The sequence below is a fragment of the Bradyrhizobium sp. USDA 4538 genome (assembly GCF_024171045.1).
GTDB lineage: Bacteria > Pseudomonadota > Alphaproteobacteria > Rhizobiales > Xanthobacteraceae > Bradyrhizobium > Bradyrhizobium australafricanum.
The window spans coordinates 3,693,020-3,716,205 of sequence record NZ_JALJZE010000001.1; the positions used below are offsets into that span (position 1 = coordinate 3,693,020).

20 protein-coding genes are annotated in these 23,186 nt (G+C 65.0%); 14 read left to right on the forward strand and 6 right to left on the reverse strand.

Annotated elements, in window-relative coordinates:
• Together J2R78_RS16600 and J2R78_RS16605 are read right to left on the reverse strand one after the other, a co-directional pair.
• On the reverse strand, nt 1–1,203 hold the full coding sequence (locus J2R78_RS16600) for an acyl-CoA dehydrogenase family protein (protein WP_253605675.1): 1,203 nt from the start codon (nt 1,201–1,203) through the stop codon (nt 1–3).
• Between the two features lie 4 nt (nt 1,204–1,207).
• Nucleotides 1,208–1,453: an acyl carrier protein gene (locus J2R78_RS16605; RefSeq protein WP_057020315.1), complete on the reverse strand. Its 246-nt coding sequence runs from the start codon at nt 1,451–1,453 to the stop codon at nt 1,208–1,210.
• Nucleotides 1,454–2,113: 660 nt separating this feature from the next.
• Here J2R78_RS16605 and J2R78_RS16610 point away from each other — a divergent pair.
• From J2R78_RS16610 to J2R78_RS16620, 3 genes are all read left to right on the forward strand, one after another.
• Nucleotides 2,114–2,452 (forward strand): P-II family nitrogen regulator, encoded by a 339-nt coding sequence (locus J2R78_RS16610; RefSeq protein WP_024583097.1) that lies wholly within the window; start codon nt 2,114–2,116, stop codon nt 2,450–2,452.
• Nucleotides 2,453–2,492: 40 nt separating this feature from the next.
• Nucleotides 2,493–3,941, forward strand: coding sequence for an ammonium transporter (locus J2R78_RS16615; protein ID WP_057020316.1), 1,449 nt, complete (start codon nt 2,493–2,495; stop codon nt 3,939–3,941).
• A gap of 230 nt (nt 3,942–4,171) precedes the next feature.
• Nucleotides 4,172–4,576, forward strand: a complete 405-nt coding sequence (locus J2R78_RS16620) for a GFA family protein (RefSeq protein ID WP_253605677.1) — start codon at nt 4,172–4,174, stop codon at nt 4,574–4,576.
• 164 nt (nt 4,577–4,740) lie between these two features.
• On the opposite strand, the gene J2R78_RS16625 is transcribed toward J2R78_RS16620, so the two are convergent.
• On the reverse strand, nt 4,741–5,256 hold the full coding sequence (locus tag J2R78_RS16625; RefSeq protein WP_253605679.1) for an NUDIX domain-containing protein: 516 nt from the start codon (nt 5,254–5,256) through the stop codon (nt 4,741–4,743).
• A 130-nt stretch (nt 5,257–5,386) separates the two neighbouring features.
• Between J2R78_RS16625 and J2R78_RS16630 the strand changes: the two genes are divergently transcribed.
• The 5 genes from J2R78_RS16630 (at nt 5,387) to J2R78_RS16650 (ending at nt 12,601) form a co-directional block, all read left to right on the forward strand.
• Nucleotides 5,387–6,613, forward strand: a complete 1,227-nt coding sequence (locus J2R78_RS16630) for an aminotransferase class I/II-fold pyridoxal phosphate-dependent enzyme (protein ID WP_253605681.1) — start codon at nt 5,387–5,389, stop codon at nt 6,611–6,613.
• A 16-nt stretch (nt 6,614–6,629) separates the two neighbouring features.
• On the forward strand, nt 6,630–9,110 hold the full coding sequence (locus J2R78_RS16635) for a DNA translocase FtsK (protein ID WP_253605683.1): 2,481 nt from the start codon (nt 6,630–6,632) through the stop codon (nt 9,108–9,110).
• A 100-nt stretch (nt 9,111–9,210) separates the two neighbouring features.
• A complete protein-coding gene (locus J2R78_RS16640; protein ID WP_028335823.1) occupies nt 9,211–10,029 on the forward strand; it encodes an outer membrane lipoprotein carrier protein LolA in 819 nt (272 codons plus the stop codon).
• Between the two features lie 247 nt (nt 10,030–10,276).
• Entirely contained in the window at nt 10,277–11,092 is an 816-nt protein-coding gene (locus J2R78_RS16645; protein ID WP_253605685.1) for an exodeoxyribonuclease III, read from the forward strand.
• Nucleotides 11,093–11,311: 219 nt separating this feature from the next.
• A complete protein-coding gene (locus tag J2R78_RS16650; RefSeq protein WP_225642830.1) occupies nt 11,312–12,601 on the forward strand; it encodes an IS4 family transposase in 1,290 nt (429 codons plus the stop codon).
• A 133-nt stretch (nt 12,602–12,734) separates the two neighbouring features.
• Here J2R78_RS16650 and J2R78_RS16655 read toward each other — a convergent pair whose 3' ends face one another.
• A complete protein-coding gene (locus J2R78_RS16655) occupies nt 12,735–13,175 on the reverse strand; it encodes a cyclic nucleotide-binding domain-containing protein (RefSeq protein ID WP_076833662.1) in 441 nt (146 codons plus the stop codon).
• A 57-nt stretch (nt 13,176–13,232) separates the two neighbouring features.
• A complete protein-coding gene (locus J2R78_RS16660) occupies nt 13,233–13,919 on the reverse strand; it encodes a response regulator transcription factor (protein WP_016841446.1) in 687 nt (228 codons plus the stop codon).
• A gap of 241 nt (nt 13,920–14,160) precedes the next feature.
• Here J2R78_RS16660 and J2R78_RS16665 point away from each other — a divergent pair, with 241 nt between their 5' ends.
• Nucleotides 14,161–14,700: a L,D-transpeptidase gene (locus tag J2R78_RS16665; protein ID WP_253605687.1), complete on the forward strand. Its 540-nt coding sequence runs from the start codon at nt 14,161–14,163 to the stop codon at nt 14,698–14,700.
• 103 nt (nt 14,701–14,803) lie between these two features.
• On the forward strand, nt 14,804–15,589 hold the full coding sequence (locus J2R78_RS16670) for a 2-keto-4-pentenoate hydratase (protein WP_253605689.1): 786 nt from the start codon (nt 14,804–14,806) through the stop codon (nt 15,587–15,589).
• 336 nt (nt 15,590–15,925) lie between these two features.
• Here J2R78_RS16670 and J2R78_RS16675 read toward each other — a convergent pair whose 3' ends face one another.
• Nucleotides 15,926–16,630, reverse strand: coding sequence for a YggS family pyridoxal phosphate-dependent enzyme (locus tag J2R78_RS16675; protein WP_253605691.1), 705 nt, complete (start codon nt 16,628–16,630; stop codon nt 15,926–15,928).
• A gap of 109 nt (nt 16,631–16,739) precedes the next feature.
• Here J2R78_RS16675 and J2R78_RS16680 point away from each other — a divergent pair, with 109 nt between their 5' ends.
• The 4 genes from J2R78_RS16680 (at nt 16,740) to holA (ending at nt 23,109) form a co-directional block, all read left to right on the forward strand.
• A complete protein-coding gene (locus J2R78_RS16680; protein WP_253605701.1) occupies nt 16,740–18,431 on the forward strand; it encodes a diguanylate cyclase domain-containing protein in 1,692 nt (563 codons plus the stop codon).
• 350 nt (nt 18,432–18,781) lie between these two features.
• Nucleotides 18,782–21,418 (forward strand): leucine--tRNA ligase, encoded by a 2,637-nt coding sequence (gene leuS / locus J2R78_RS16685; protein WP_253605703.1) that lies wholly within the window; start codon nt 18,782–18,784, stop codon nt 21,416–21,418.
• Nucleotides 21,405–21,962: an LPS assembly lipoprotein LptE gene (gene lptE, locus J2R78_RS16690; protein WP_253605705.1), complete on the forward strand. Its 558-nt coding sequence runs from the start codon at nt 21,405–21,407 to the stop codon at nt 21,960–21,962. The genes leuS and lptE overlap by 14 nt, the downstream gene beginning before the upstream one ends.
• A 115-nt stretch (nt 21,963–22,077) precedes the next feature.
• Entirely contained in the window at nt 22,078–23,109 is a 1,032-nt protein-coding gene (gene holA / locus J2R78_RS16695) for a DNA polymerase III subunit delta (RefSeq protein WP_172646191.1), read from the forward strand.
• The last annotated feature ends 77 nt before the right edge of the window (nt 23,110–23,186 follow it).

The window sequence follows — 23,186 nt, forward strand, 5'->3', positions numbered from 1 at the left end:
TCAACCTCTCAGGCTGGTGTCAAAGCGGCTCATCAGCAGGAGCGTCGCGGTGTTGGAAAGAATACGGTCGTTCGAAATCATCAGCGGCGCTGAGCTCACATCGCGCAGGTGTCTGCCGACGCTGAACGGCGTGCCGTTCTTGTAGCCGACGATGCCGTTGATCAGCATGGCGAGCCGCACGATCGCCCCGGCCTTCTCGCTCGCAGCGACCTTCAACGCGTTGATCTCGGCGGTGAAGCCAATCGAGGAGAGCGCGTCGTCATTGCCCTTGGCCGCATCGAAGCGGTCAATGGCGGCCGTGAGGTGACCCTTCATCTCCTGAAGCAGGGCGGCCGCCTCGGCGAGCCGAAGCGCGCCCGGCGGCAGACTTCCATCCGCCTGCTTGCGCGCCGCAGCCTTGACGAATGCTTGCGCGCGATTGAAGGCATCGGTGGCGATACCGAACCAGGTCGCCGCCCAGAAGATATGCGAGCTCGCCAGCATCGACTGTGCCGCGATCTCCGAGAACGGCTTGGGGAAGATCTGCGCCGCGTCACCGTGCGCGACGAGATGGAAACCGTCCGAACAGGTGCCGCGCATTCCGAGCGTATCCCATACGGAGGTGCGCTCCAGCGTGCGGTTCAGGTCCGCGGGAATGACGACCATCACCTGATCGGAGCTTGCCGCGTCGGGAGCGCGCCGCGCCGTGGCAAGAATCGCGTCGGCGTGGCGGCCGTAGGAAATAACGGTTGCTTCCTTTGTCAGCGAGAAGCGGCCGTCTGCCACTTCGACCGCACAGATCGAATTGCGCAGATTGCCGCCGATGCCGGCTTCCGTGGTCGCCGAGGCCATCAGCAACTGCTCCGCCGCAATGCGGCGCATATAGGCCAGATGCCAGTCGCTGGCGCCGCCATGGCTGACGAAGCTCGACGTCTTGATCTGGTGCATGGCGTAGATCATGGCGCTCGAGCCGCACGCCTGGGCGAGCTGAACGATCAGCTCCGCGATCTCCATGGTGCCCAATTCCTCCCCGCCATGCTCGACGGGAATCGCGACGCCGAGCAGGCGCTCGCGCTTCAATGCTTCGATGGTATCGGCCGGGAAGCGGCCCTCACGGTCTACCGCATCGACCTGCTGCGCCGCGACCTTGGCGACCCGACGCATGCGCTCGGCCGGCGTGGCGGCAGAGGCCGGCACGGGCTCTATCTTTCTCACCACGCTCATGGTTTTACGCCGCCCGCTGTGTCAGCCGTGAAACGGCGTCCGCGACGTTGGCGAGCGACGAGAAGGTCCGTCGCGTGAGCATCGCCTCGGGAAATTCGATGTTGAACTCTTCCTCAAGCGCCAGCATCACCTGCACCGTGGCGAAGGATGTCAGTCCTGCGTCATAGAGATTCGTGTCGTCGGTGATTGTGTTGAAATCCAGCGAAATCATCGGCTGCTGCTCGAGCAGCGCGCGGATACGATCAATCATTGGTTGCCCCACCTGTCATTGAAGTTCTTATGCGGCGGCAATAGCGCAACGACGGCAACCGCGGCGTTAACGCCGGAACGACAATGTTACAGACAGCTAACGATCGGTAACGAGCGCCGGCAAAAGTCCAGCATTTGCTGTCCGGGCGGGCGTACCTGATGCGAGCCCTTGTCCGCTTCGCACAGAACGACGCGGCGAGGCTGCCCGCAACTGTCGTCGCGCCGGTCCCGTTTCGGGTGGGAACCCAAACAAGCCGATGAAACCCAACATCAAATTCCCATCGCGCGATCGTCCGACAGACGCGAACGGCGAAATGATCGAGAGGGCGTTCGCGGACCGCGGGGGCGGGCCCAGAAGCCTTCGCCGGATACCGCCTGCTGCCCCGCGGCTGAGCAGAATTGTGTCCGGAGTTAGCCGTGCCTGCGTTCTAGACAGGCCTGACCATATTTTAGGCGCGGCGGAATAGCGCAGGGGCACCTCCCACCCGTAAAGCGGGAAAAGATCCGGATTCATAATCCATTAGCGAACTCCGGCCGTTTGGCACGGCATTTGATTCTAAGGGTCCAGGCTGTGCCCGCGTAGTGGATGTCCTCCGCGTGGTGAACCTCAGTCGAAACTCCCGGTGTTGATTCGCACCGGGCCCAAGCGGGGATAGGACTCATGAAAATTGTTATGGCGATCATTAAGCCATTCAAGCTCGAAGAGGTCCGTGACGCCCTGACCGCCATTGGCGTTCACGGTCTCACGGTGACGGAAGTCAAAGGCTACGGCCGTCAGAAAGGCCACACGGAAATCTATCGCGGCGCCGAATATGCCGTGAGCTTCCTGCCGAAGATCAAGATCGAGGTCGCGGTCAATTCCGATCAGGTCGACAAGACCATCGACGCCATCACCTCCGCCGCCAAGACCGGCCAGATCGGCGACGGCAAGATCTTCGTCATCAGCCTCGAACACGCCGTGCGCATCCGCACCGGCGAGGCCGATGCCGCGGCCCTCTGATTTCGCGCTCAAACCTTAAAGACCTCAGGAGTGAAATAACATGACGTTCAAGCGTCCCTATGGCGCGGGACTGGCGGCCCTTGCAGTCGGCCTGTTCGCCGCGACCGCCGCCTACGCCGAGCCGACCGTCAACAAGGGCGACAACGCCTGGATGCTGACCTCGACGGTGCTGGTGCTGCTGATGACCATCCCGGGCCTCGCGCTGTTCTATGGCGGCCTGGTCCGCTCCAAGAACATGCTCTCGGTGCTGGCGCAGGTGTTCTACACGGTCTGCCTCGTCACCGTGCTCTGGGCCCTCTACGGCTACAGCCTCGCTTTCACCGGCGGTTCCGACTTCATCGGTGGCTTCTCCAAGGCCTTCCTGATGGGCGTCACGCCGGACTCGAAGGCGGCGACCTTCTCGGTCGACGCCAACATCTCGGAACTCATCTATATGTGCTTCCAGATGACGTTCGCGGCGATCACGCCGGCCCTCATCGTCGGCGCCTTCGCCGAACGCATGAAGTTCGCGGCGATCGCGCTGTTCATCCCGCTCTGGGTGACGCTGATCTATTTCCCGATCGCGCACATGGTCTGGTACTGGCCGGGCCCGGACGCGATCCAGGATGCCGCCAAGGCGCTCGCCGCCGCGGCTGACGGCGCGGCCAAGACCGCGGCGCAGGCCAAGCTCGACGAGATCAACGCCGATGCCGGCTGGATCTTCAAGAAGGGCGCGATCGACTTCGCGGGCGGTACCGTCGTGCACATCAACGCGGGTATCGCCGGCCTGGTCGGCGCGCTGCTGATCGGCAAGCGGACCGGCTACGGCAAGGAGCTGATGGCTCCGCACTCGCTGACCATGACCATGATCGGCGCCTCGCTGCTCTGGGTCGGCTGGTTCGGTTTCAACGCCGGCTCCAACCTCGAAGCCAATGGCGGCGCGGCGCTCGCCATGACCAACTCCTTCGTGGCCACTGCCGCGGCGGCGCTGGCCTGGATGTTCGCGGAATGGATCATCAAGGGCCACCCCTCGCTGCTCGGCGCGCTCTCGGGCGCGGTCGCGGGCCTCGTCGCGGTGACCCCGGCGGCCGGCTATGCCGGTCCGATGGGCGCCATCGTGCTCGGCCTCGTGGTCGGCGTGGTCTGCCTGTTCTTCTGCACGGTCGTGAAGAACGCGCTCGGCTATGACGACTCGCTCGACGTGTTCGGCGTCCACTGCGTCGGCGGCATCGTCGGCGCGCTCGGCACCGGCATCCTGGTCAACCCGGCGCTCGGCGGTGCAGGCATCATCGACTACACCGCGATCCCGCCGAAGGTCGCCGATTACGACTTCGCGGCGCAGATGATCTCGCAGGTTTGGGGCGTCTGCACCACGCTGGTGTGGTCGGGCATCGGTTCGGCGATCCTCTACAAGATCGTCGACGTGATCGTCGGCCTGCGCGCCAACGTCGAGACCGAGCGTGAAGGCCTCGACATCACCGAGCATACGGAGCGCGCCTACAACATGTAAAATTAACGGCCCTTGAGGGCCGTTAATTTGGGTTCTCCCGGGACTCTGGCTCCCTCCGGGGCCGGGTCCAGAACTACGGTTCGGGCACATACCCGGCAATGTCCGGACCGTTGAGGGGCTCCAGCGCAAGCTGGGGCCCCTTTCTTTTTTCCGCGGCTTGAGAAAATATTGTCGGAATTGCCTGCCATTGTGGAATGACAGGCCACAAACAACGAAAACGGGAGGACGTCATGAAGGTGCAGGGCAGATGCTATTGCGGCAATGTGCGCTATGAGGCCGAGGGCGAGCCGATGATGGCGGCGCAGTGCCTGTGCCGGGAATGCCAGTACATCACGGGCGGCGGACCGAACATGTTCATGGCAATGCCGACCACCGGCTTCAAATACACCGCCAGCGAGCCCAAGCAGTTCACCCGCAAGGATCTCGACCGCGCCGTGACGCGGGAGTTCTGCCCGGAGTGCGGCACGCATCTCGTGACCAAGGTGCCGGGCCTGCCCGCCACCATCCTGAAGGTCGGCACCTTCGACGACCCCTCGGTGTTCGCCCCGCAGATGACGATCTACACCTGCGACAAGCAGACCTTCCACCACCTGCCCGAAGGCAAGCCGTCGTTCGAGAAGCTGCCGGCGCGGTAGAGGTCACCCATCGCGCGCGTAGCCCGGATGGACCGGCAAATTCGAATCGTCATGGCCGGGCTTGCCCCGGCCATCCATCCCGCTTCGCAAGATTCTGGCCTAGTCGATGGATGCCCGGGTCAAGCCCGGGCATGACAAGTTGTGGGTCACGCCATCGAGCCGCGTCAGTTGATCAAAACTTCCTCATCCGGCAGCTCGCTCGGTGCACCGTCGCGCAAATAGCATTCGAGAATGTCTGCAAGCGACAGCGGCGTGAGGCGCTCGCTCGCACCGGATAGGTCGGCGATCGGCCACCAGCGGAAGCAATCGAGCACCTTTGCCTCGGCCTCGTCGGCCATCACGGGAGTGAAGCGATCCGCGTGAACGATCCGGTATTCCTCTTTCTGGGAAATCCGCCTGCCGCCCCAGTTGAAGGTGTGGTGCCGCCGCCAGACGGCGGGCCCGGGCTCGAAATCGATCAGCCCCAACTCCTCGGCCAGTTCCCGCTGCAGCGTCGCTTCAGCCGTCTCGTCGCCCTCGACGCCGCCGCCCGGCGCGATCCAGAAGCAGTCGCCGCCCTGCGAATCCGCATCAGCAGGACTTCGCGCTCGCCGGTGATGATGAGCGCCCGGACGGCGCGGCGGTGGATCATGTCTCGGAGCAATTTCGATGCGGTGCCTTGGGATCTGCGCTGATATCACGCGTCGGCCGATCGTGCCGCGCCGCCGATGGTTAATCGCGTCTTAACCTCGCCCTATCTATGGTGATTTGATCGGTTTACGGTCGGCGCCCCTACCCTCCGACCGCAGTGAAAGTGCTGGCATTTCAATCATGGCAATGACCGCCTCATCCGGCTTGGCGCAGGGCGCCGGCGATGTCGCATCCGCCGGCCAGGCCGAGCGTTCCCCTTTCCTGCGTACGACCGAGCTGCTGGCGCCGTATCAGCCCGCCAAGCCCTTGATTACGTTGTCATTAGGCGAGCCGCAGCACCCGGTGCCCGATTTCGTCGGGCCGGTGCTGGCAAAACATACCGCCGAGTTCGGCCGATACCCGATCGCCAAGGGCATCGAACCGTTCCGCCGCGCCGTCGCGACCTGGCTGGGAAGCCGGTTCCAGTTGCCGCGGCCGGTCGATCCGGAGAGCGAAGTGATGGTGCTGAACGGCAGCCGCGAGGGGCTGTTCTTTGCCGCGATATCAGCCTCGCGCTACGTCGCGCCGCGCAAGGGCCGGCCGGCGATCCTGATGCCGAACCCGTTCTATCCGGCCTATGGCGCCGGCGCCCGCGCGGCCGGCTGCGAGCAGATCTACCTGCCGACGACGCTCGGCAACGGCTTCCTGCCCGACCTTGATTCGATCGACGAGGCGACGCTGGCGCGCACCGTCGCGTTCTTCATCGCCTCGCCCGCCAATCCGCAGGGCTCGGTCGCCTCGCGCGCCTATTTCACGCGACTGAAGGAACTCGCCGATCGCTTCGGCTTCATCATCCTGAGCGACGAGTGCTATTCGGAGATCTACACCCGCGAGGCGCCGGGCAGCATTCTGGAATGCGCCGGTCCCGACTTCAGCAATGTCGTGGCGTTCCAGTCGCTGTCGAAGCGCTCGAACCTGCCGGGCATGCGCGTCGGCTTCGCCGCGGGCGATAGAAAGTTTCTGGCCGCATTCCACGAGCTGCGCAATGTCGCCGCACCGCAGGTGCCGGTGCCGCTGCAGCATGTCGCGGTCGCCGCCTATAGCGACGAGGCGCATGTCGAGGAGAACCGCCGGCTCTATCGCATCAAGTTCGATTTCGCCGACCAGATCCTCGGCAACCGCTACGGCTACAAGCGTCCCGCCGGCGGCTTCTGCGTCTGGCTCGACGTCTCCGAGCGCGGCGGCGACGAGGCTGCGGCGGTCAGGCTCTATCGCGACGCCGGCGTGCGCGTGATTCCCGGCAGCTATCTGGCGCGCCAGCAGACCGACGGTTCCAATCCGGGCGCGGGCTATATCCGCCTCGCGCTCGTCTCCGACAGTGAATCGACGGCCGAGGCGATGCATCGCCTGGTCGAAACCCTGGGTTAATCGCGAAGCGCGAAGATTGAGTATGCCAGCGATCGAACGTGTCATCCCCCTGGTCGGCCATCTGCCGCTCTCGCTCCGCGAGGCGCTGGCGCGACGGCTGCGCGAACTCACCGGGCTCGGCCTGATCGCGCTGTCCGGCGCCATCACGGCGGCGCTGATGACCTGGTCGGTGCAGGATCCGTCGCTGAGCCACGCCACCTCGCGCGCGATCCGCAACGTGCTCGGCTATCCCGGCGCGATCGGCGCCGACCTCCTGATGCAGATTCTCGGCCTCGGCGCGATCATGCTGGTGCTGCCGGTCGCGGTATGGGGCTGGCGGATGCTGACGCATCGCCCATTCGACCGCGAGGCGTTGCGGCTCGGCTGCTGGATCCTGTGCACCGTGATCGCGGCAGGCTTCGCCAGCTGCTGGCCGCACAACACTGCGTGGCCGCTGCCGACCGGGCTCGGCGGCGTGGTCGGCGACGCGCTGCTGCGTGCACCGGCCGTCGTGTTCGGCCCGCCCGGCTTCATCTATCGCGTCGTGCTCGGCCTGATCCTGTTCGTCGCGATGGCGGCAAGCTTCCTGTTCGCCTGCGGCTGGGGCGCCAAGGAGCAGGACGACGAGCTGACGCCGATCTCCGACGATGACGAGCCGTTCGTCGAGGACGAAGACAACGACCGCAGCTCGGTCTCGCTGGGCTGGCTGTTCCATGCGCTGATGAGCGCGAAAGCGCGGCTCGGCTGGCTGCTGACCACCGCCTACAAATCGCTGGTCTCGAGCGGAGCCCAGGGCCGCAGCGCCGCGTTCGAGCGCCAGGAGCCGAATATCGGCGGCGGCCGCTCGGCGCCCTCGATCGCGCCCGCGCATGAAGACCATGATGAGGACGAAGCTGAAGCTTTCGACGACGATGAGGAAGAGGAGGACGAGGAGGACGAAGCTCCCGCCGCCCGCGCCCCGCGCAAGAAGGCCGAGCCGAAGCCGAAGAAGAAGAATTCCGACAAGTTCGAGCTGCCCTCGGTCTCCGTGCTCAGTGCGCCGAAGGCCAGCGATCGACAGCCGCTGAGCAAGGCCGAGCTCGAAGCCAATTCGCGCTCGCTCGAGGGCGTGCTGCAGGACTTCGGCGTGCGCGGCGAGATCGTCAAGGCCAATCCCGGCCCGGTGGTCACGCTGTACGAGCTCGAGCCGGCGCCCGGCATCAAGTCGTCGCGCGTGATCGGGTTGTCCGACGACATCGCGCGCTCGATGAGCGCGCTGTCGGCCCGCGTCGCGGTCGTCGCCGGCCGTAACGCGATCGGCATCGAGCTGCCCAACGCGCATCGCGAGAAGGTCTATCTGCGCGAGCTTCTGGTCGCCAAGGAAAGCGTCGATTCGGTTGCGAAGCTGCCGCTGTGCCTCGGCAAGACGATCGGCGGCGACCCCGTCATCATCGATCTGGCGCGCACGCCGCATATGCTGATCGCCGGCACTACCGGCTCCGGCAAATCGGTCGCGATCAACACCATGATCCTGAGCCTGGTCTACCGGCTGCGGCCGGATCAATGCCGCCTGATCATGGTGGATCCGAAGATGCTCGAACTCTCCGTCTATGACGGCATCCCGCATCTGTTGACGCCCGTCGTCACCGATCCGAAGAAGGCGGTGGTGGCGCTGAAATGGGCCGTGCGCGAGATGGAAGAGCGCTACAAGCGGATGGCCAAGCTCGGCGTGCGCAACATCGACGGCTACAATGCGCGCCTCGTCGAAGCCAAGGCCAAGGGCGAAGAGCTGACGCGCACCGTCCACACCGGCTTCGACAAGGAGAGCGGCAAGGCGATCTACGAGGAAGAGAAGCTCGACCTCGAGCCGCTGCCCTACATCGTCATCATCGTCGACGAGATGGCCGACCTGATGATGGTCGCCGGCAAGGACATCGAAGGCGCGGTGCAGCGCCTCGCGCAGATGGCGCGCGCCGCCGGCCTGCATGTCATCCTCGCCACGCAGCGTCCGTCGGTCGATGTCATCACCGGCACGATCAAGGCGAACTTCCCGACCCGGATCGCCTTTCAGGTGACGTCGAAGATCGACAGCCGCACCATCCTTGGCGAGATGGGCGCCGAGCAGCTGCTCGGCCAGGGCGACATGCTCTACATGGCGGGCGGCGGCCGCATCAGCCGCGTGCACGGCCCGTTCGCCTCGGACGAGGAAGTCGAGAAGGTCGTGCGTCACCTCAAGACGCAAGGCGCACCGGAATATCTCGAAGCCGTCACCGCGGAAGAGCCGACCGACGAGGACGGCGCCGTGTTCGATGCCACCGGCATGGGCGGCGACGGCGGCGGCGATCTGTTCACGCAGGCGGTTGCGATCGTCAAGCGCGACCGCAAGGCGTCGACCTCCTACATCCAGCGCCGGCTGCAGATCGGCTATAACCGCGCGGCCTCGCTGATGGAGCGGATGGAACTTGAGGGCATCGTCGGCCCGGCGAATCACGCCGGAAAGCGCGAAATCCTGGTCGGGGAGGAAGAAGGCCAGTTCTGATCGGGGGCGATCATCACGGAAAAACCATATCTCCCTCGGAAGAGGCGGGATAAAATCCGGCGCAGCGGGACGAGCGTCGAACAGAGACCTGACATATCTGATGGCAAAACACCTCATTGACCGCGGCACGCGCACCGCGCTGGCTCTTCTCGTCACCGCCGCGATCGCCGGCGCTGCGACTGCGCAGAATGCGCCGCCCCCGAAGCCCGCACCCAACGCCGGATCCAAGGCTGCGCCAAAGAAGGACGCCGGCGCGCAGACCAATGCGGACAAGGGCCCGACCACGACGGGCGCCACCCAGGCACCGCCGAACCCGGTGATTCCCGATCCGCGCCGCAACGTGCCCGCCAACATCTTCCAGACCTTCGACGCCAACCAGAAGGCGCAGGCCGCCAAGGTCTCGGCCTATCTCTCGTCGCTGCAAACGCTGGTCGGAAATTTCGTCCAGGTCGGCCCCGACGGCACCAAGACCAAGGGCGATTTCTACATCCAGAAGCCCGGCAAGCTGCGCTTCGAATATGACGATCCGAGCCCGATCGAGGTGATCGCCGACGGCTCCTCGGTCGCGGTGCGCGACCGCAGGCTCGCCACCCAGGACGTCTATCCGCTGTCGCAGACCCCGCTGCGCTATCTGCTGTCGGACCGCATCGACCTGATGAAGGACACCAACGTCATCAGCGTCACCGCCGACGACGTGTTCGTCAGCATCACGATCGAGGAAAAGCAGGCGCTGGTCGGCACCAGCCGCTTCCTGCTGATGATCGGCGCCAAGGACGGCAAGCTCAAGCAGTGGACCGTTACCGACCCGCAGGGCTACGACACGACAGTTGCGGTCTACAATCTCGACGCGACGCAGAAGCCCGATCCGGCGCTGTTCAAGATCGACTTCACGACCTATCCCGGCACCTCGCCGGGCTGACCGCCTTTCCTTCTCCCTCGCCCCGCTCTTGCGGGGTCGAGACGAGCGAAGCTCGCTCTTGGAGGGTTGGGGTGAGGGGCTGCCTCCAGGAATCCGAAAGACGCGAGTACGCGGTGAGTCCCCCTCACCCGGATCACATTGCGCTTCGCTCCATGCGATCCACCTCTCCCCGCAAGCGGGGCGAGGTGGGAGCCTCCCTGTGGACAATTGAAATCCGCACCGAGAACCGTGCTAAGACGCACCTCTCATGCGGTTCTCCGTCACCACCTGGAATATCAACTCGGTGCGCCTGCGCATCGACACCGTCGCCAAGTTCATCAAGAGCGCGCGGCCGGATGTGCTGTGCCTGCAAGAGACCAAATGCATCGACGATGCGTTTCCGCTCAAGCGCTTCAAGCGGCTCGGCTATGAGCACGTCGCGCTGAACGGACAGAAGGGCTATCACGGCGTCGCCATCGTCTCGCGCCTGCCGTTCGAGACGACCGACATCAGGACGTTCTGCGACAAGATCGATTCACGACACATCTCGGTGTCCTTCGGCGAGAAGGCGCAGCTGTCAAAGCCACTGGTGCTGCATAATTTCTACGTGCCGGCCGGCGGCGACATTCCCGATCCCGCGCTCAATCCGAAATTCGAGCACAAGCTGCAATTCCTCGACGAGATGAAGGCCTGCGAGCCGCTGCATCCGCGCGGCGACGACCGTCACATCCTGGTCGGCGACCTCAACGTCGCGCCGCATGAGAACGACGTGTGGTCGCACAAGCAGCTGCTCAAGGTGGTCTCGCACACGCCGGTCGAGACCGAGAAGCTGCTCGCCGCGCAGGCGCATGGCGAATGGTTCGACATCGCGCGCGAGCGGATCCCGATGTCGGAAAAGGTCTACACCTGGTGGAGCTACCGCGCGGCGGACTGGACCGTCGGCGATCGCGGCCGACGGCTCGATCACATCTGGGTCTCGCGCGCGCTGAAGGATCAGGTCAGCGATTTCAAGATCACCCGCGACGCCCGCAGCTGGGAGCGCCCGTCGGACCACGCGCCGGTGACGGCGGTGATGGAGGTCTAGAGTTGTCGTCCCTGCGCAAGCACTAGGGGATGCACACATCTGGTGCGACGGATTGACTCGGGTCAGAGATTGGGGATTCCAGAATCGGGGGTCTCGGTGACTTCTATTACGGCACTTCGGCTTGGGCGGAGGTGCCAGCATGTTGTCGCGGATTGACTGGACGTTGGGCCGGTTCGAGGATGGTCGTCTCGATAAAGGGGGGCGGCGCTCATCGGACGCATGGTCGCGGGCAAGGATGTATGCCTTCGGCGGCTTTCCAAGGGAGACCGCGCGCTGGAGGTGCGGTTCAACCGCTTTCTCGGTAACTCCAAGGTGACGAAGGAGCGCATCATCGAAAGCTGGAGCGAAAGCACGGCTGCGGCGGTTACAGGCCGCCATGTTTTGGCGATCCAGGACACCAGCGAGATCCACTTCAACACCACGCCGCAACGCCGGCGCGGGCTCGGGGAGATCGGCAAGGGCAATCACCACGGCGTGCTGCTGCACCCGATGCTGGCGGTGGATGCGGACAATGGCACCTGCCTGGGACTTTTGAGCGGCGAGGTGTGGACGCGTGAAGGCCCTCGGAGCGTCTCGCATGACAGCCGCGACCTGTCGGACAAGGAATCGCAGCGCTGGATTGCCACCGCCCTTGCGGCCAAGCCGCTGCTTACCGGTGCTGCAATGGTGACCCTGCTTGGTGACCGCGAGAGCGACATCTTTGCTCTTTATGCCAGCGCAGCCGAGCAAGACTACCGCGTGATCGCCCGCAGCATGCATGATCGCAAGCTGGCCGACACGACGGGTTTGTATGCGGCGATCGACGCCATGACGGCGGTAGAGCGTCGCATCATCGAGTTGCCTGCGCGTGCGGGGCGGCCTGCACGTCCGATGGACCTCGAACTTCGCTTCGGCGCAATCGAGCTGGCCCGGCCGCAAAGCAAGTTCCTGCGCCATTTGCCGAAAAGCCTGCATCTGGCCATCGTTGACGTCCGCGAGATCAATGCCGATCCCAACGTCGAGCCGTTGCACTGGCGTCTTCTCACCTCTCACGAGGTCACCAGTTCAGACGATGCCTGGCGCATTGTCGCCTGGTACAAGCAGCGCTGGATCATCGAGCAGTTCTTCCGCGTCCTCAAGACGCAGGGCTTCAAGCTCGAGGATAGCCAGATCGGCACCGCCGGCCGGCTTCTCAAATTGGTTGCCATCGCTGCCAAGGCCGCGATCATCACCATCCAGCTCCTGCAAGCGCGCAACGGGAGCCAGCAGTCGCTTCACGTTGCCTTCAATCCCAGCGAGATCGATGCGTTGACCGCCCTCAATCAGCAGCTTGAAGCCAGGAACAGACGACTGAAGAACCCGCATCCGTCCGATCGTCTTGCCTGGGCGGCCTGGATTATCGGCCGCATTGGAGGATGGGACGGCTATCCGTCCTCCAAGCCACCAGGCCCCATCACCTTCAAAAACGGTCTCGATTACTTCCGCGCCGTCGCTCTCGGATGGAGCCTCAGAAATGTGTGCATGCCCTAGTGCGAAAGCAGGGACCCATAACCACAGGGTCCTGAAATTGGCAAAGCCGTCGACCCGCGTGCCCAAAGATGGGCCGCGGCGTATGGGTCCCGGATCGCGCTCGCGATGCTCGCTTGTCCGGGACGACGAGGCACTACGTGCTCAGCTTCCCGCCCGCCATCAGGATATCGCTTGCGAGCTGGCTGGTGCGCAGCGCGAGCTCGTCGCGCAGCCGAAGGGCCGCGGCGGGATCGCTTTCCAGCACGCGCTGGAACAGGCTGCGCGCGACTCGGATCACCGAGCCGCGCTCCAGCGCGGTGGCGGTCGATGGCCGCTTCATCGCGACGATCAATGCGAGCTCGCCGATCAGCGCGCCGGGACCGGCGATGATCTCGGCGCCGCCTTCCTCGACGCGGAAGGTGCCGCGCTGCACGACATAGCCGGCGTCCGCGGCGTCGCCGGCCTTGAACAGCACGTCGCCTGCGTTGAAATCACGTTGCTCGGAGCCGATCGCCAGCATGCGCAAGGAGCTTTCGCCCAACAGACGCATTGTCGGGACCCGCTCGAGCAGGGCTACGTCATCATCGATCGACATTCAGGTCCGGTAACCGCGGTGCGCCTCGATTTCACGAATCGTTGAGCGCAAAGCGTATCACGGCACCAGCTTGTAGCCACCGGCTTCCGTCACCAGGATTTCCGGGTTGGCGGCGTCCTTCTCGATCTTCTGGCGGAGGCGGTAGATGTGGGTTTCCAGCGTGTGGGTGGTGACACCGGAATTGTAGCCCCAAACTTCCTGGAGCAGCGTCTCGCGCGACACCGGCATCTGGCCGGCGCGGTAGAGGAAGCGGAGGATCGCGGTTTCCTTCTCGGTCAGCCGCACCTTCCTGGCATTGGCGCCGGTCAGCATCTTCGAGCCGGGCCGGAACGAGTACGGACCGACCGAGAACACCGCGTCCTCGCTGGCCTCGTGCTGGCGGAGCTGCGCCCGGATCCGGGCCAGCAGCACCGCGAACCGAAACGGCTTCGCCACATAGTCGTTGGCGCCGGATTCGAGCCCCAGGATCGTATCGGAATCGGTGTCGTGGCCGGTCAGCATGATGATCGGAGCCTTGAAGCCGCCCTTGCGGAGCGAGCGGACCACTTCGCGGCCGTCGGTGTCGGGCAGGCCGACGTCCATCAGGACCAGATCGGGGGAATTGGCTTTGGCGGCAGTGGCGCCCTTGGCGCCGGTGTCGACTGCGGAGGCTTCGAATTCCTCGTGCAGCGACAGCTGCTCGACCAGCGTATCGCGCAGATCGGTATCGTCATCCACGATCAAGATCTTGCGGGCATTGGCCATAGGTACAATCCTTCGGGGGCGGGCGGTCAGAAGCAGAGGACGCTTATGGCCGTAACATCGGCTAGATATGTGTTCAGGTAGGCGATTGTTACCGATTCACAAGGCAACGCAGTCTACCTCAAATCCGGCGGGGCAGGACGTGAATGTCCTGTAATGCCGGGAGATAGGATGTTCTGAACCTCCAAGGCAAGCTCAGTTTGGAACGATTCTTAGGGGAAGGTCAGCTATTTCAATCACTTATATGACAGCCAAACGTGATCGCCCGCTCTCCATCATCGAGGTCCGAGCAGCCGCCGGCGACCCGCGCCGGGGCTGGCTGTCGGCCGACGGCTGGACCGTGCCGGTGGCGCTCGGGCGCGGCGGAATCCTCGCCAACAAGCGCGAGGGCGACGGCGGCACGCCGCGCGGCGTCTTCCATCCGCGCCAGCTCTGGTGGCGCGCCGACCGGCACCAGCGTCCGGCGACTTTCCTGCCGACCCGGCCGATCCGCCGCGAGGACGCCTGGTGCGAGGACCCCGCCGACCGTCACTACAACCAGCCGATCCGGCTCGATCGGATGCAAGGCGGCGACCGCCTGACTCGCGAGGACCATCTCTACGACTTCATTATCGAGATCGACCACAACGCCGCACCGCGCGTCGCCGGCCGCGGCAGCGCCGTATTCCTGCATCTGGCGCGGCCGAACTTTTCGCCGACCGCGGGCTGCGTCTCGATGACAAAGGCCTCGATGCTGCGGCTGTTGCGGCGGATGTCGCCGCAAACCCGGATCGTTATTGGGTAGGGTGGTGGAGTAGCTCAGCATCGGTTTTCCCACGCGACAGGCGCGACGCGTTTGTGCTGAGATTGCACACAACAGAAAATAATTCCCGCGGGAGTGAAAAAGCATGCTCGACAACGAAAAAATCGCGGCCGCCGCAAAAGTCCTGCACGATCACTGGCACGCGGGAACAAAACTCGGCGCGCTCGATGGCGCAATTCGGCCGCGCGATCGCGCCGAGGGCTATGCGGTGCAGGCCGGGCTGGAAAAGAAGTCGCGCGAAAAACTGTTCGGCTGGAAGATCGCGGCGACCAGCGCGGCCGGCCAGAAGCACATCAATGTCGCCGGACCGCTCGCCGGGCGCATCCTTGCCGAGACGGTGATACCGGATGGCGGCACCGCGTCGATGCAGGGCAACGAGATGCGCGTCGGCGAGCCGGAATACGCCTTCCGCATGGCGCGCGATCTCGCGCCGCGCACGACGCCTTACAGCGTGCAGGAGGTGTTGGAGGCCGTCGGCACGCTGCATCCGGCGATCGAGATTCCGGATTCGCGTTTCGCCGATTTCGCCTCCGCCGGCGAAGCGCAGCTGATCGCCGACAACGCCTGCGCGCATCTGTTCGTGCTCGGACCCGCAACGACAGCTGACTGGCGCGCGATCGACCTGGTCGAGGACCGCCCGGTCATCACGCTGCGCGGCGAGCGCTATATCGGCCATGGCAAGAACGTGCTCGGCGATCCCCGCGCAGCGCTCGCCTGGTGCGCCAACGAACTCTCCGCACTCGGGTTGACCTTGCGGGCAGGCGAGGTCGTCACCACCGGTACCTGCCACCCGCCGCTGCCGATCACCGCCGGCGATGAATTCGCCGCCGATTTCGGCGCGATCGGAAAAGTGTCGGTGCGGTTCGTGTAGGCCGCGCACGCGCCACACACACCGCTGTCGTCCCTGCGAAAGCACTAGCGTATATACATATCCTCCGCAGTCTTTCCGGAGTCTTCTCAAAGAGTTGGCCGAAAACCGCAGAGAACTTACTCATCTGCACTAGGGTTGCGCCCGCCGATTTCGGCTCTCGCCTAGTAGCTAACCCCTTGATGATGAGTCGGTTTTCTAGCCTCGAAGAGATGTGTAAATGCCCTAGTGCGAAAGCAGGGACCCATAACCACCGAAGTGAATTGTTGTCCGCCGATCTGGCCGCGTGTCCCATGCAATGGCCGCGGAGTATGGGTCCTGGCTTTCGCCAGGACGACACTAGTTATGCGGCACCGTCCGCGTCCCGAAGATCGCCGAGCCCACCCGCACGTGGGTCGCCCCCATCTGGATCGCCACCGCGAAATCCGCGCTCATGCCCATCGAGAGATTCGTCAGCCCGTTGCGCGCGGCGATCTTGGCGCAGAGCGCGAAGTGCGGCGCCGGCGCCTGGTCGACCGGCGGGATGCACATCAGTCCTGATATCTGCAGGCCGTAGGTGTCACGGCATGCCGCGATGAAGGTATCTGCGTCCTGCGGCGCGACGCCGGCCTTCTGCGGCTCCTCGCCGGTATTGATCTGGACGAACAGTTCCGGGTGCTTGCCTTGATTTTTGATTTCCTTGGCTAACGCTTCGCAAATGCTGGCGCGATCGACCGAATGGATCGCATCGAACAGCGCGACGGCCTCCTTGGCCTTGTTCGACTGCAACGGTCCGATCAGATGCAGCTGCAATCCCGGATGAGCCTGGGTTAGCGCCGGCCACTTGCCCTTGGCCTCCTGGACGCGATTTTCGCCAAATACGCGCTGTCCGGCGCCAATAATCGGCAAAATTGCGTCGGCCGCGAACGTCTTCGACACCGCGATCAAGGTCACCGACGCGCGGTCGCGCCGCGCTTCCTTGCAGGCATGCGCGATCTCGCGTTCGACGGCGGCTAGGCCATGTGGTGAATCGGCCGGTAACGGCGTGGTCGGGCTTTGCGTCATGCTTGTGCCGTTCTCTGACAGGTGCGGGGGGTTGGCTCGAATTTTACCAAATTCGGGAAAGGCTTTTTGAAGCCCTGCATTCTAACTTGCGCACGGGCAAGGGAATAGAATGTCGGGCGTCACTTTCAACCGCAACCGGGTCAGGCTCAAGAAGGTTCTGGGAATTCGTGCCCGGCTGGCCTTGCTTGCGCTGATGCTGGTCGCGCCCCTGATGCTGGACCGCGTCCGCACGCTGGAGGATTCCCGCAGCAAGCAGATCGCGCAGGCCGCGGCCGGCTATGCCAGCCTCACCGCGCATGCCGCGGAAACCCAGCGCGAGGTGGTCTCCTCGGTCGAGACCATGCTGAAATCCGCCGCCTATATCCGCGCCTCCGGCGGCATCGCGCAGAGCTGCGAGGTGCTGCGCGCCAGCCTGCCGACGGTACTGCCCTGGATCCGCAGCATCATGTTCGTCTCCAGGGACGGGCTGGTGCAATGCTCGACCCTCAACGTCCAGGTCGGCCTCAATGTCGGCGACCGCGAATATTTCAAGAAGGCGCAGGACAACCGCGGCTTCGTGTTCAGCGACTATCTGCGCGGCAGGACCAACGGCCGCCCGATGATGATGGCCGCCTATCCGGTCGCCGCGATCAATCCGGAGCAGGATGCCGTGGTGGTCGCCGGCATCAATATCGACTGGCTGTCGCAGATCATGGCCAATCTCGGCGGCCAGCCCGGCATGTCGGCCGTGCTGGTCGACTCTACCGGCGTCGTGATCGCCGCGCCCGCCGATCATGCGAGCCTGATCGGCCGCTCGCTCGACACCATCCCGCTGATGGCCGCGATCGCCGAGAAGGCGCTGAGCTATGACGAGCCGTCCGGCTCGGTGTCGTTCACGGCGTCCGACGGCGCACAGCGCACGCTGAGCTTCGCGCGCATCGCCGGCACGCAGTCCCGGCTGATCGTGAGCATGGACGAGGCCAAGGTGACGGCGGCGATCAACCGCGAGATCCGAACTGCCTATCTGCAGCTCGGCTTTGTCTGCCTGTTCGTCTTGTTGGGTGCGCTGGTCGGCGCCGAGCGGCTCGTCATCCATCCGATCGAGCTGATGACCGGCATGGCGCGGCGGTTCGGCGAGGGCGACTGGTCGGCGCGCGTCGCCAAGCACAAGCTGCCGGCGGAATTCGTGCCGCTGGCGCGCGCCTTCAACGCCATGGCGGCGCAGCTCAGCCAGCGCGAGCGCGAGCTCGTCGCCTCCAACGATCGTCTCACCGTGATGGCCTCGATCGACGCGCTGTCCGGCCTCGCCAACCGCCGCGGCTTCCAGAGCCGGCTCGACTTCGAATGGATGCGGGCGCAGCAATATGAATGCGAGCTGTCGCTGATGATGATCGATGTCGATCACTTCAAGCTCTACAACGACACCTACGGCCATCCCGAAGGCGATGCCTGCCTGACCCGAATCGGCGAAGCGCTGTCCGGGATCGCCGCCGACGCCATGGGCTTCGCCGGCCGCTATGGCGGCGAGGAATTCTGCCTCTTGCTGCCGAACACCGACGCCGCGCATGCGCTCGCGATCGGCGAGACGGTGCGCACCGCCGTGCTTGGCCTCGCCGTGCCGCATGCATCCTCGAGCCATTGCGTCGTCACCGTCAGCGTCGGCGTCGCGACGACCAGGCCGAACGAGACCCAGCGCCCCGGCGACCTGATCGAAGCTGCGGATGCCGCCCTCTACGCCGCCAAGCGCCGCGGCAGGAATGCCGTGATCGAGCACGGGTTCCTGCAGACGCTGGACGAAGCCGGGATGGCGCTGGCGAGTTGAGATCGTGCGTGATCGAGCCGCGCCATGAGCGCGGAACCATGACCATCGGCGACGCCGCATATTCAGCGTCGTCCTGGCGAAGGCCAGGACCCATTACCCCCACCGTTTATTATTGCGCGAAGCTGGGGCCACGATCCCTTCCTCGACAAAGCTCTGTGGTCCAGGCCTTCGCCAGGACGTCGAGAAGGCTGCAGACGGCGCCCCTGCGACAGCGGCAGGGCGGCTGCGCGAGGGGATGGGACGTTTGGAGGCCCAAGCCGTTGACCGCGCAGGCGCTTTTGTGGCCTAGTCCGCCGTCCCCGGACGGGGCCCGAAAATCACCCAGAGCCACCCAAAATCCCTGCGATTTCATGACCGCCGAACGCTATAACGCCCGTGAATCCGAGCCCCGCTGGCAGCGCCTGTGGGACGAAAAGGCGATCTTCGCCTCCAAGAACGACGATCCGCGGCCGAAATACTACGTGCTCGAGATGTTCCCCTATCCGTCGGGGCGCATCCATATCGGCCATGTCCGCAACTACACGCTCGGCGACGTGCTGGCCCGCTTCATGCGCGCCAGGGGCTACAACGTGCTGCACCCGATGGGCTGGGACGCGTTCGGCCTGCCGGCGGAGAATGCCGCGATCGAGCGCAAGGTGGCGCCGAAGGCCTGGACCTACGACAACATCGCCGCGATGAAGAAACAGCTGCGGTCGATCGGGCTGTCGCTCGACTGGTCGCGCGAGTTCGCGACCTGCGACCCCAGCTACTACAAGCATCAGCAGAAGATGTTTTTGGACATGCTGCGCGCCGGCCTCGCCGAGCGCGAGAAGCGCAAGCTGAACTGGGATCCGGTCGACATGACCGTGCTCGCCAACGAGCAGGTGATCGACGGCCGCGGCTGGCGCTCGGGCGCCGTCGTCGAGCAGCGCGAGATGAGCCAGTGGGTCTTCAAGATCACGAAGTACTCGCAGGAGCTCCTGGAAGCGCTGGATGGTCTCGACCGCTGGCCCGACAAGGTGCGGCTGATGCAGCGCAACTGGATCGGCCGCTCCGAGGGCCTGTTGATCCGCTTCGCGCTCGATGCGGCGACCACGCCGGCCGGCGAGAGCGAGCTGAAGATCTTCACCACGCGGCCGGACACGCTGTTCGGCGCCAAGTTCATGGCGATCTCGGCGGATCATCCGCTGGCGGTAGCCGCCGCCGCGAAGAACCCGAAGCTCGCCGAGTTCATCACCGACATCAAGAAGATCGGCACCGCACAGTCGATCATCGACACCGCCGAGAAGCAGGGTTTCGACACCGGTATCAAGGCGGTGCATCCGTTCGATCCGAACTGGAAGCTGCCGGTCTATGTCGCGAACTTCGTGCTGATGGAATACGGCACCGGCGCGATCTTCGGCTGCCCGGCGCACGACCAGCGCGACCTCGACTTCGTCAACAAGTACAATCTCGGCAATGTGCCGGTGGTCTGCCCCGAGGGCCAGGACCCGAAGACGTTCGTCATCACCGACGTCGCCTATGACGGCGACGGCCGCATGATCAATTCGCGCTTCCTCGACGGCATGACGATCGACGCGGCCAAGGAAGAGGTCGCCAAGCGCCTCGAGGCTGAGCTGCGCGGCAATGCGCCGGTCGGCGAACGGCAGGTGAATTTCCGGCTGCGCGACTGGGGCATTTCACGCCAGCGCTACTGGGGCTGCCCGATCCCGGTGATCCACTGCCCGACCTGCGACGTGGTGCCGGTGCCCGACGACCAGTTGCCGGTGACGCTGCCGGAGGATGTCAGCTTCGACAAGCCGGGCAACGCGCTCGACCATCATCCGACCTGGAAGCACGTCAGCTGCCCGAAGTGTGGCGGCAAGGCGGTGCGCGAGACCGACACGATGGACACCTTCGTGGACTCGTCCTGGTATTTCGCGCGCTTCACCGACCCGTGGAACGAGACCGCGCCGACCACGCCCGCGGTCGCCAACCGGATGATGCCGGTCGACCAGTATATCGGCGGCGTCGAGCACGCGATCCTGCATCTGCTCTACAGCCGCTTCTTCACCCGCGCGATGAAGGCGACCGGCCACGTCGACATGAGCGAGCCGTTCGCCGGCATGTTCACCCAGGGCATGGTGGTGCACGAGACCTACCAGAAGGCCGACGGCAGCTGGGTCACGCCGGCCGAAGTGAAGATCGAGGTTGGCGGCAATGGCCGCCGCGCGGTGCTGCTGGCGACCGGCGAGGACGTCGCGATCGGCCCGATCGAGAAGATGTCGAAGTCGAAGAAGAACACCGTCGACCCCGACGACATCATCGCGAGCTATGGCGCCGACGTCGCCCGCTGGTTCATGCTGTCGGACTCGCCGCCGGACCGCGACGTGATCTGGAGCGACGAGCGCGTGCAGGGCGCCTCGCGCTTCGTGCAGCGGCTGTGGCGGCTGGTGAACGAATCGGCCGAGATCGCCAGGACGGCGCCGGCGGCCCGGCCGGCGACGTTCGGGCCCGACGCATTGGCGTTGCGCAAGGCGGCCCATGGCGCGCTCGACAAGGTGTCGTCCGGCATCGAGCGGCTGCATTTCAACGTGTGTCTCGCCCATATCCGCGAGTTCGCCAATGCGCTGTCCGAGGTGCTGGCGAAAGGCGACAAGCCGGCGCCGGACCTTGCTCCAGATGTTTCTTGGGCCGTCAAGGAGGCGGCGACCATCCTGGTGCAGCTGTTTTCGCCGATGATGCCGCATCTGGCCGAGGAGTGCTGGGTGGTTCTGGGCCAGACCGGGCTGGTTTCCGAGGCCGATTGGCCGCAAATCGAGCGCGATTTGCTGGTTGAAGACAGCGTGACCCTGGTCGTCCAGGTCAACGGTAAAAAACGAGGTGATGTTACCGTGCCACGGGCGGCCCAAAATGCGGATATAGAGGCTGCCGTTTTGGCGCTCGATGCGGTAAAAGCCGCCTTGGGCGGCAAACCCGTCCGCAAGGTGATCGTGGTGCCCATGAGGATCGTCAATGTTGTCGGCTAGGATCAGGATCGCCGCCCGGCTCGTGGCCGTGGCCTCCTTGGCCGCGCTGACGGCCGGATGCTTCCAGCCGATGTATGCCGAGCGCACCCTCGACGGCCAGTCGTCCGCCCTGCGCGAAAAGCTGCTGGGCGTCGAGGTTCCGCCGGTCGACAAGCCGAACGCCTCGCGCGAGGCCCGGGTCGGCGTCGAGGTCCGCAACGCCCTCGCCTTCAAGCTCTACGGCACCGCCACCGGCGCACCGCCGACGCATCGGCTGGTGCTGCGGTTCAACACCAGCCGCTCCTCGCTGATGATCGATCCGGCCACCGCGCTGCCGACCAGCGAGAACTACGGCATCGACGCCCAGTTCAACCTGATCGAGATCGCGTCGAACAAGTCTGTCATGACCGGCACCACGTTCTCGCGCGTGTCCTACGACATGCCCGGCTCCTACCAGCGCTTCGCCCGCGCCCGCGCCTTCCGCGACGCCGAAGACCGCGCCGCGCAGGAGATCGCCGACAACATCCAGACCCGGCTCGCCTCCTTCTTCTCCACCGGAACCTGAGGCGGGAGGTCATTCCGGGGCGCGCCACCGGCGCGAACCCGGAATCTGGAGATGATGGATCGAGATTCCGGGTTCGCCTCTGACGAGGCGCCCCGGAATGACAGTTTAAGGCGAGATGGTCGCGCTTCGCGGAAAAGAGATCGACAGCTTCCTCGCCCGGCCTGACGCCGGCCGTCCGATCATCCTGCTGTACGGCCCGGACCTCGGGCTGGTGCGCGAGCGCGCCGACGCGCTGATGGCCTCCGCGGTCGACGATCCCAACGATCCATTCTCGCTGGTGCGGCTCGATGGCGACGAGCTCGCCGCCGAACCATCGCGGCTGGTCGACGAGGCCATGACGGTGCCGCTGTTCGGCGGCCGCCGCGCCATCCGCGTCCGCGCCGGCTCGCGCAACTTCTCAAGCGGCGTCGAGACGCTGACCGAGACCACGGCGCTCAGGGATTGCCGCATCGTGATCGAGGCCGGCGAGCTCAGGCCGGAATCGCCGCTGCGCAAGATCTGCGAGCGCGCCAAGAATGCAGTGGCGATCGGCTGCTATCCCGACACCGAGCGCGATCTGACCAAGCTGATCGAGGACGAGCTGCGCGTATCGAATCTGCGGCTCGCGCAGGATGCGCGCGCGGTGCTGATGTCGCTGCTCGGCGGCGACCGCATGGCCTCGCGCAACGAGCTGCGCAAGCTGGCGCTATTCGCGCACGGCAAGGGCGAGATCACGCTCGAGGACGTCATGACCGTGGTGTCCGACGCCTCCGAGCTGAAGCTCGATCCGATCGTCGACGGCGCCTTCGCCGGCAACGCCGCGCTGGTCGAGAGCGAGTTCACCAAGGCAATGGTCGCCGGCACCTATCCCGGCGTGATCATCTCGGCCGCGCAGCGCCAGGCGGCATGGCTGCACAAATCAGCGCTCGCGATCGCGGACGGCACGCCGGCGTCAGCCGTGCTCGAAGGCGGATTCCCGCGGCTGCACTTCTCGCGCAAACCCGCGGTCGAGATCGCGCTGCGCAATTTCACGCCGCCGCGGCTGGTGAACGTGATCGATCAGCTCGCCACCGCGGCACTCGACATGCGCAAGCAGGCCTCGCTCGCCGCCGTGATCGCGCAGCGCGCGCTGCTCTCGATCGCGGCGAATGCGAAGCGGCGGGGGTAAATTGAAGAAGTCATTCCGGGGCATGCGAAGCATGAACCCGGAATCCAGAGATGTTGAAAAAGAGATTCCGGGTTCGC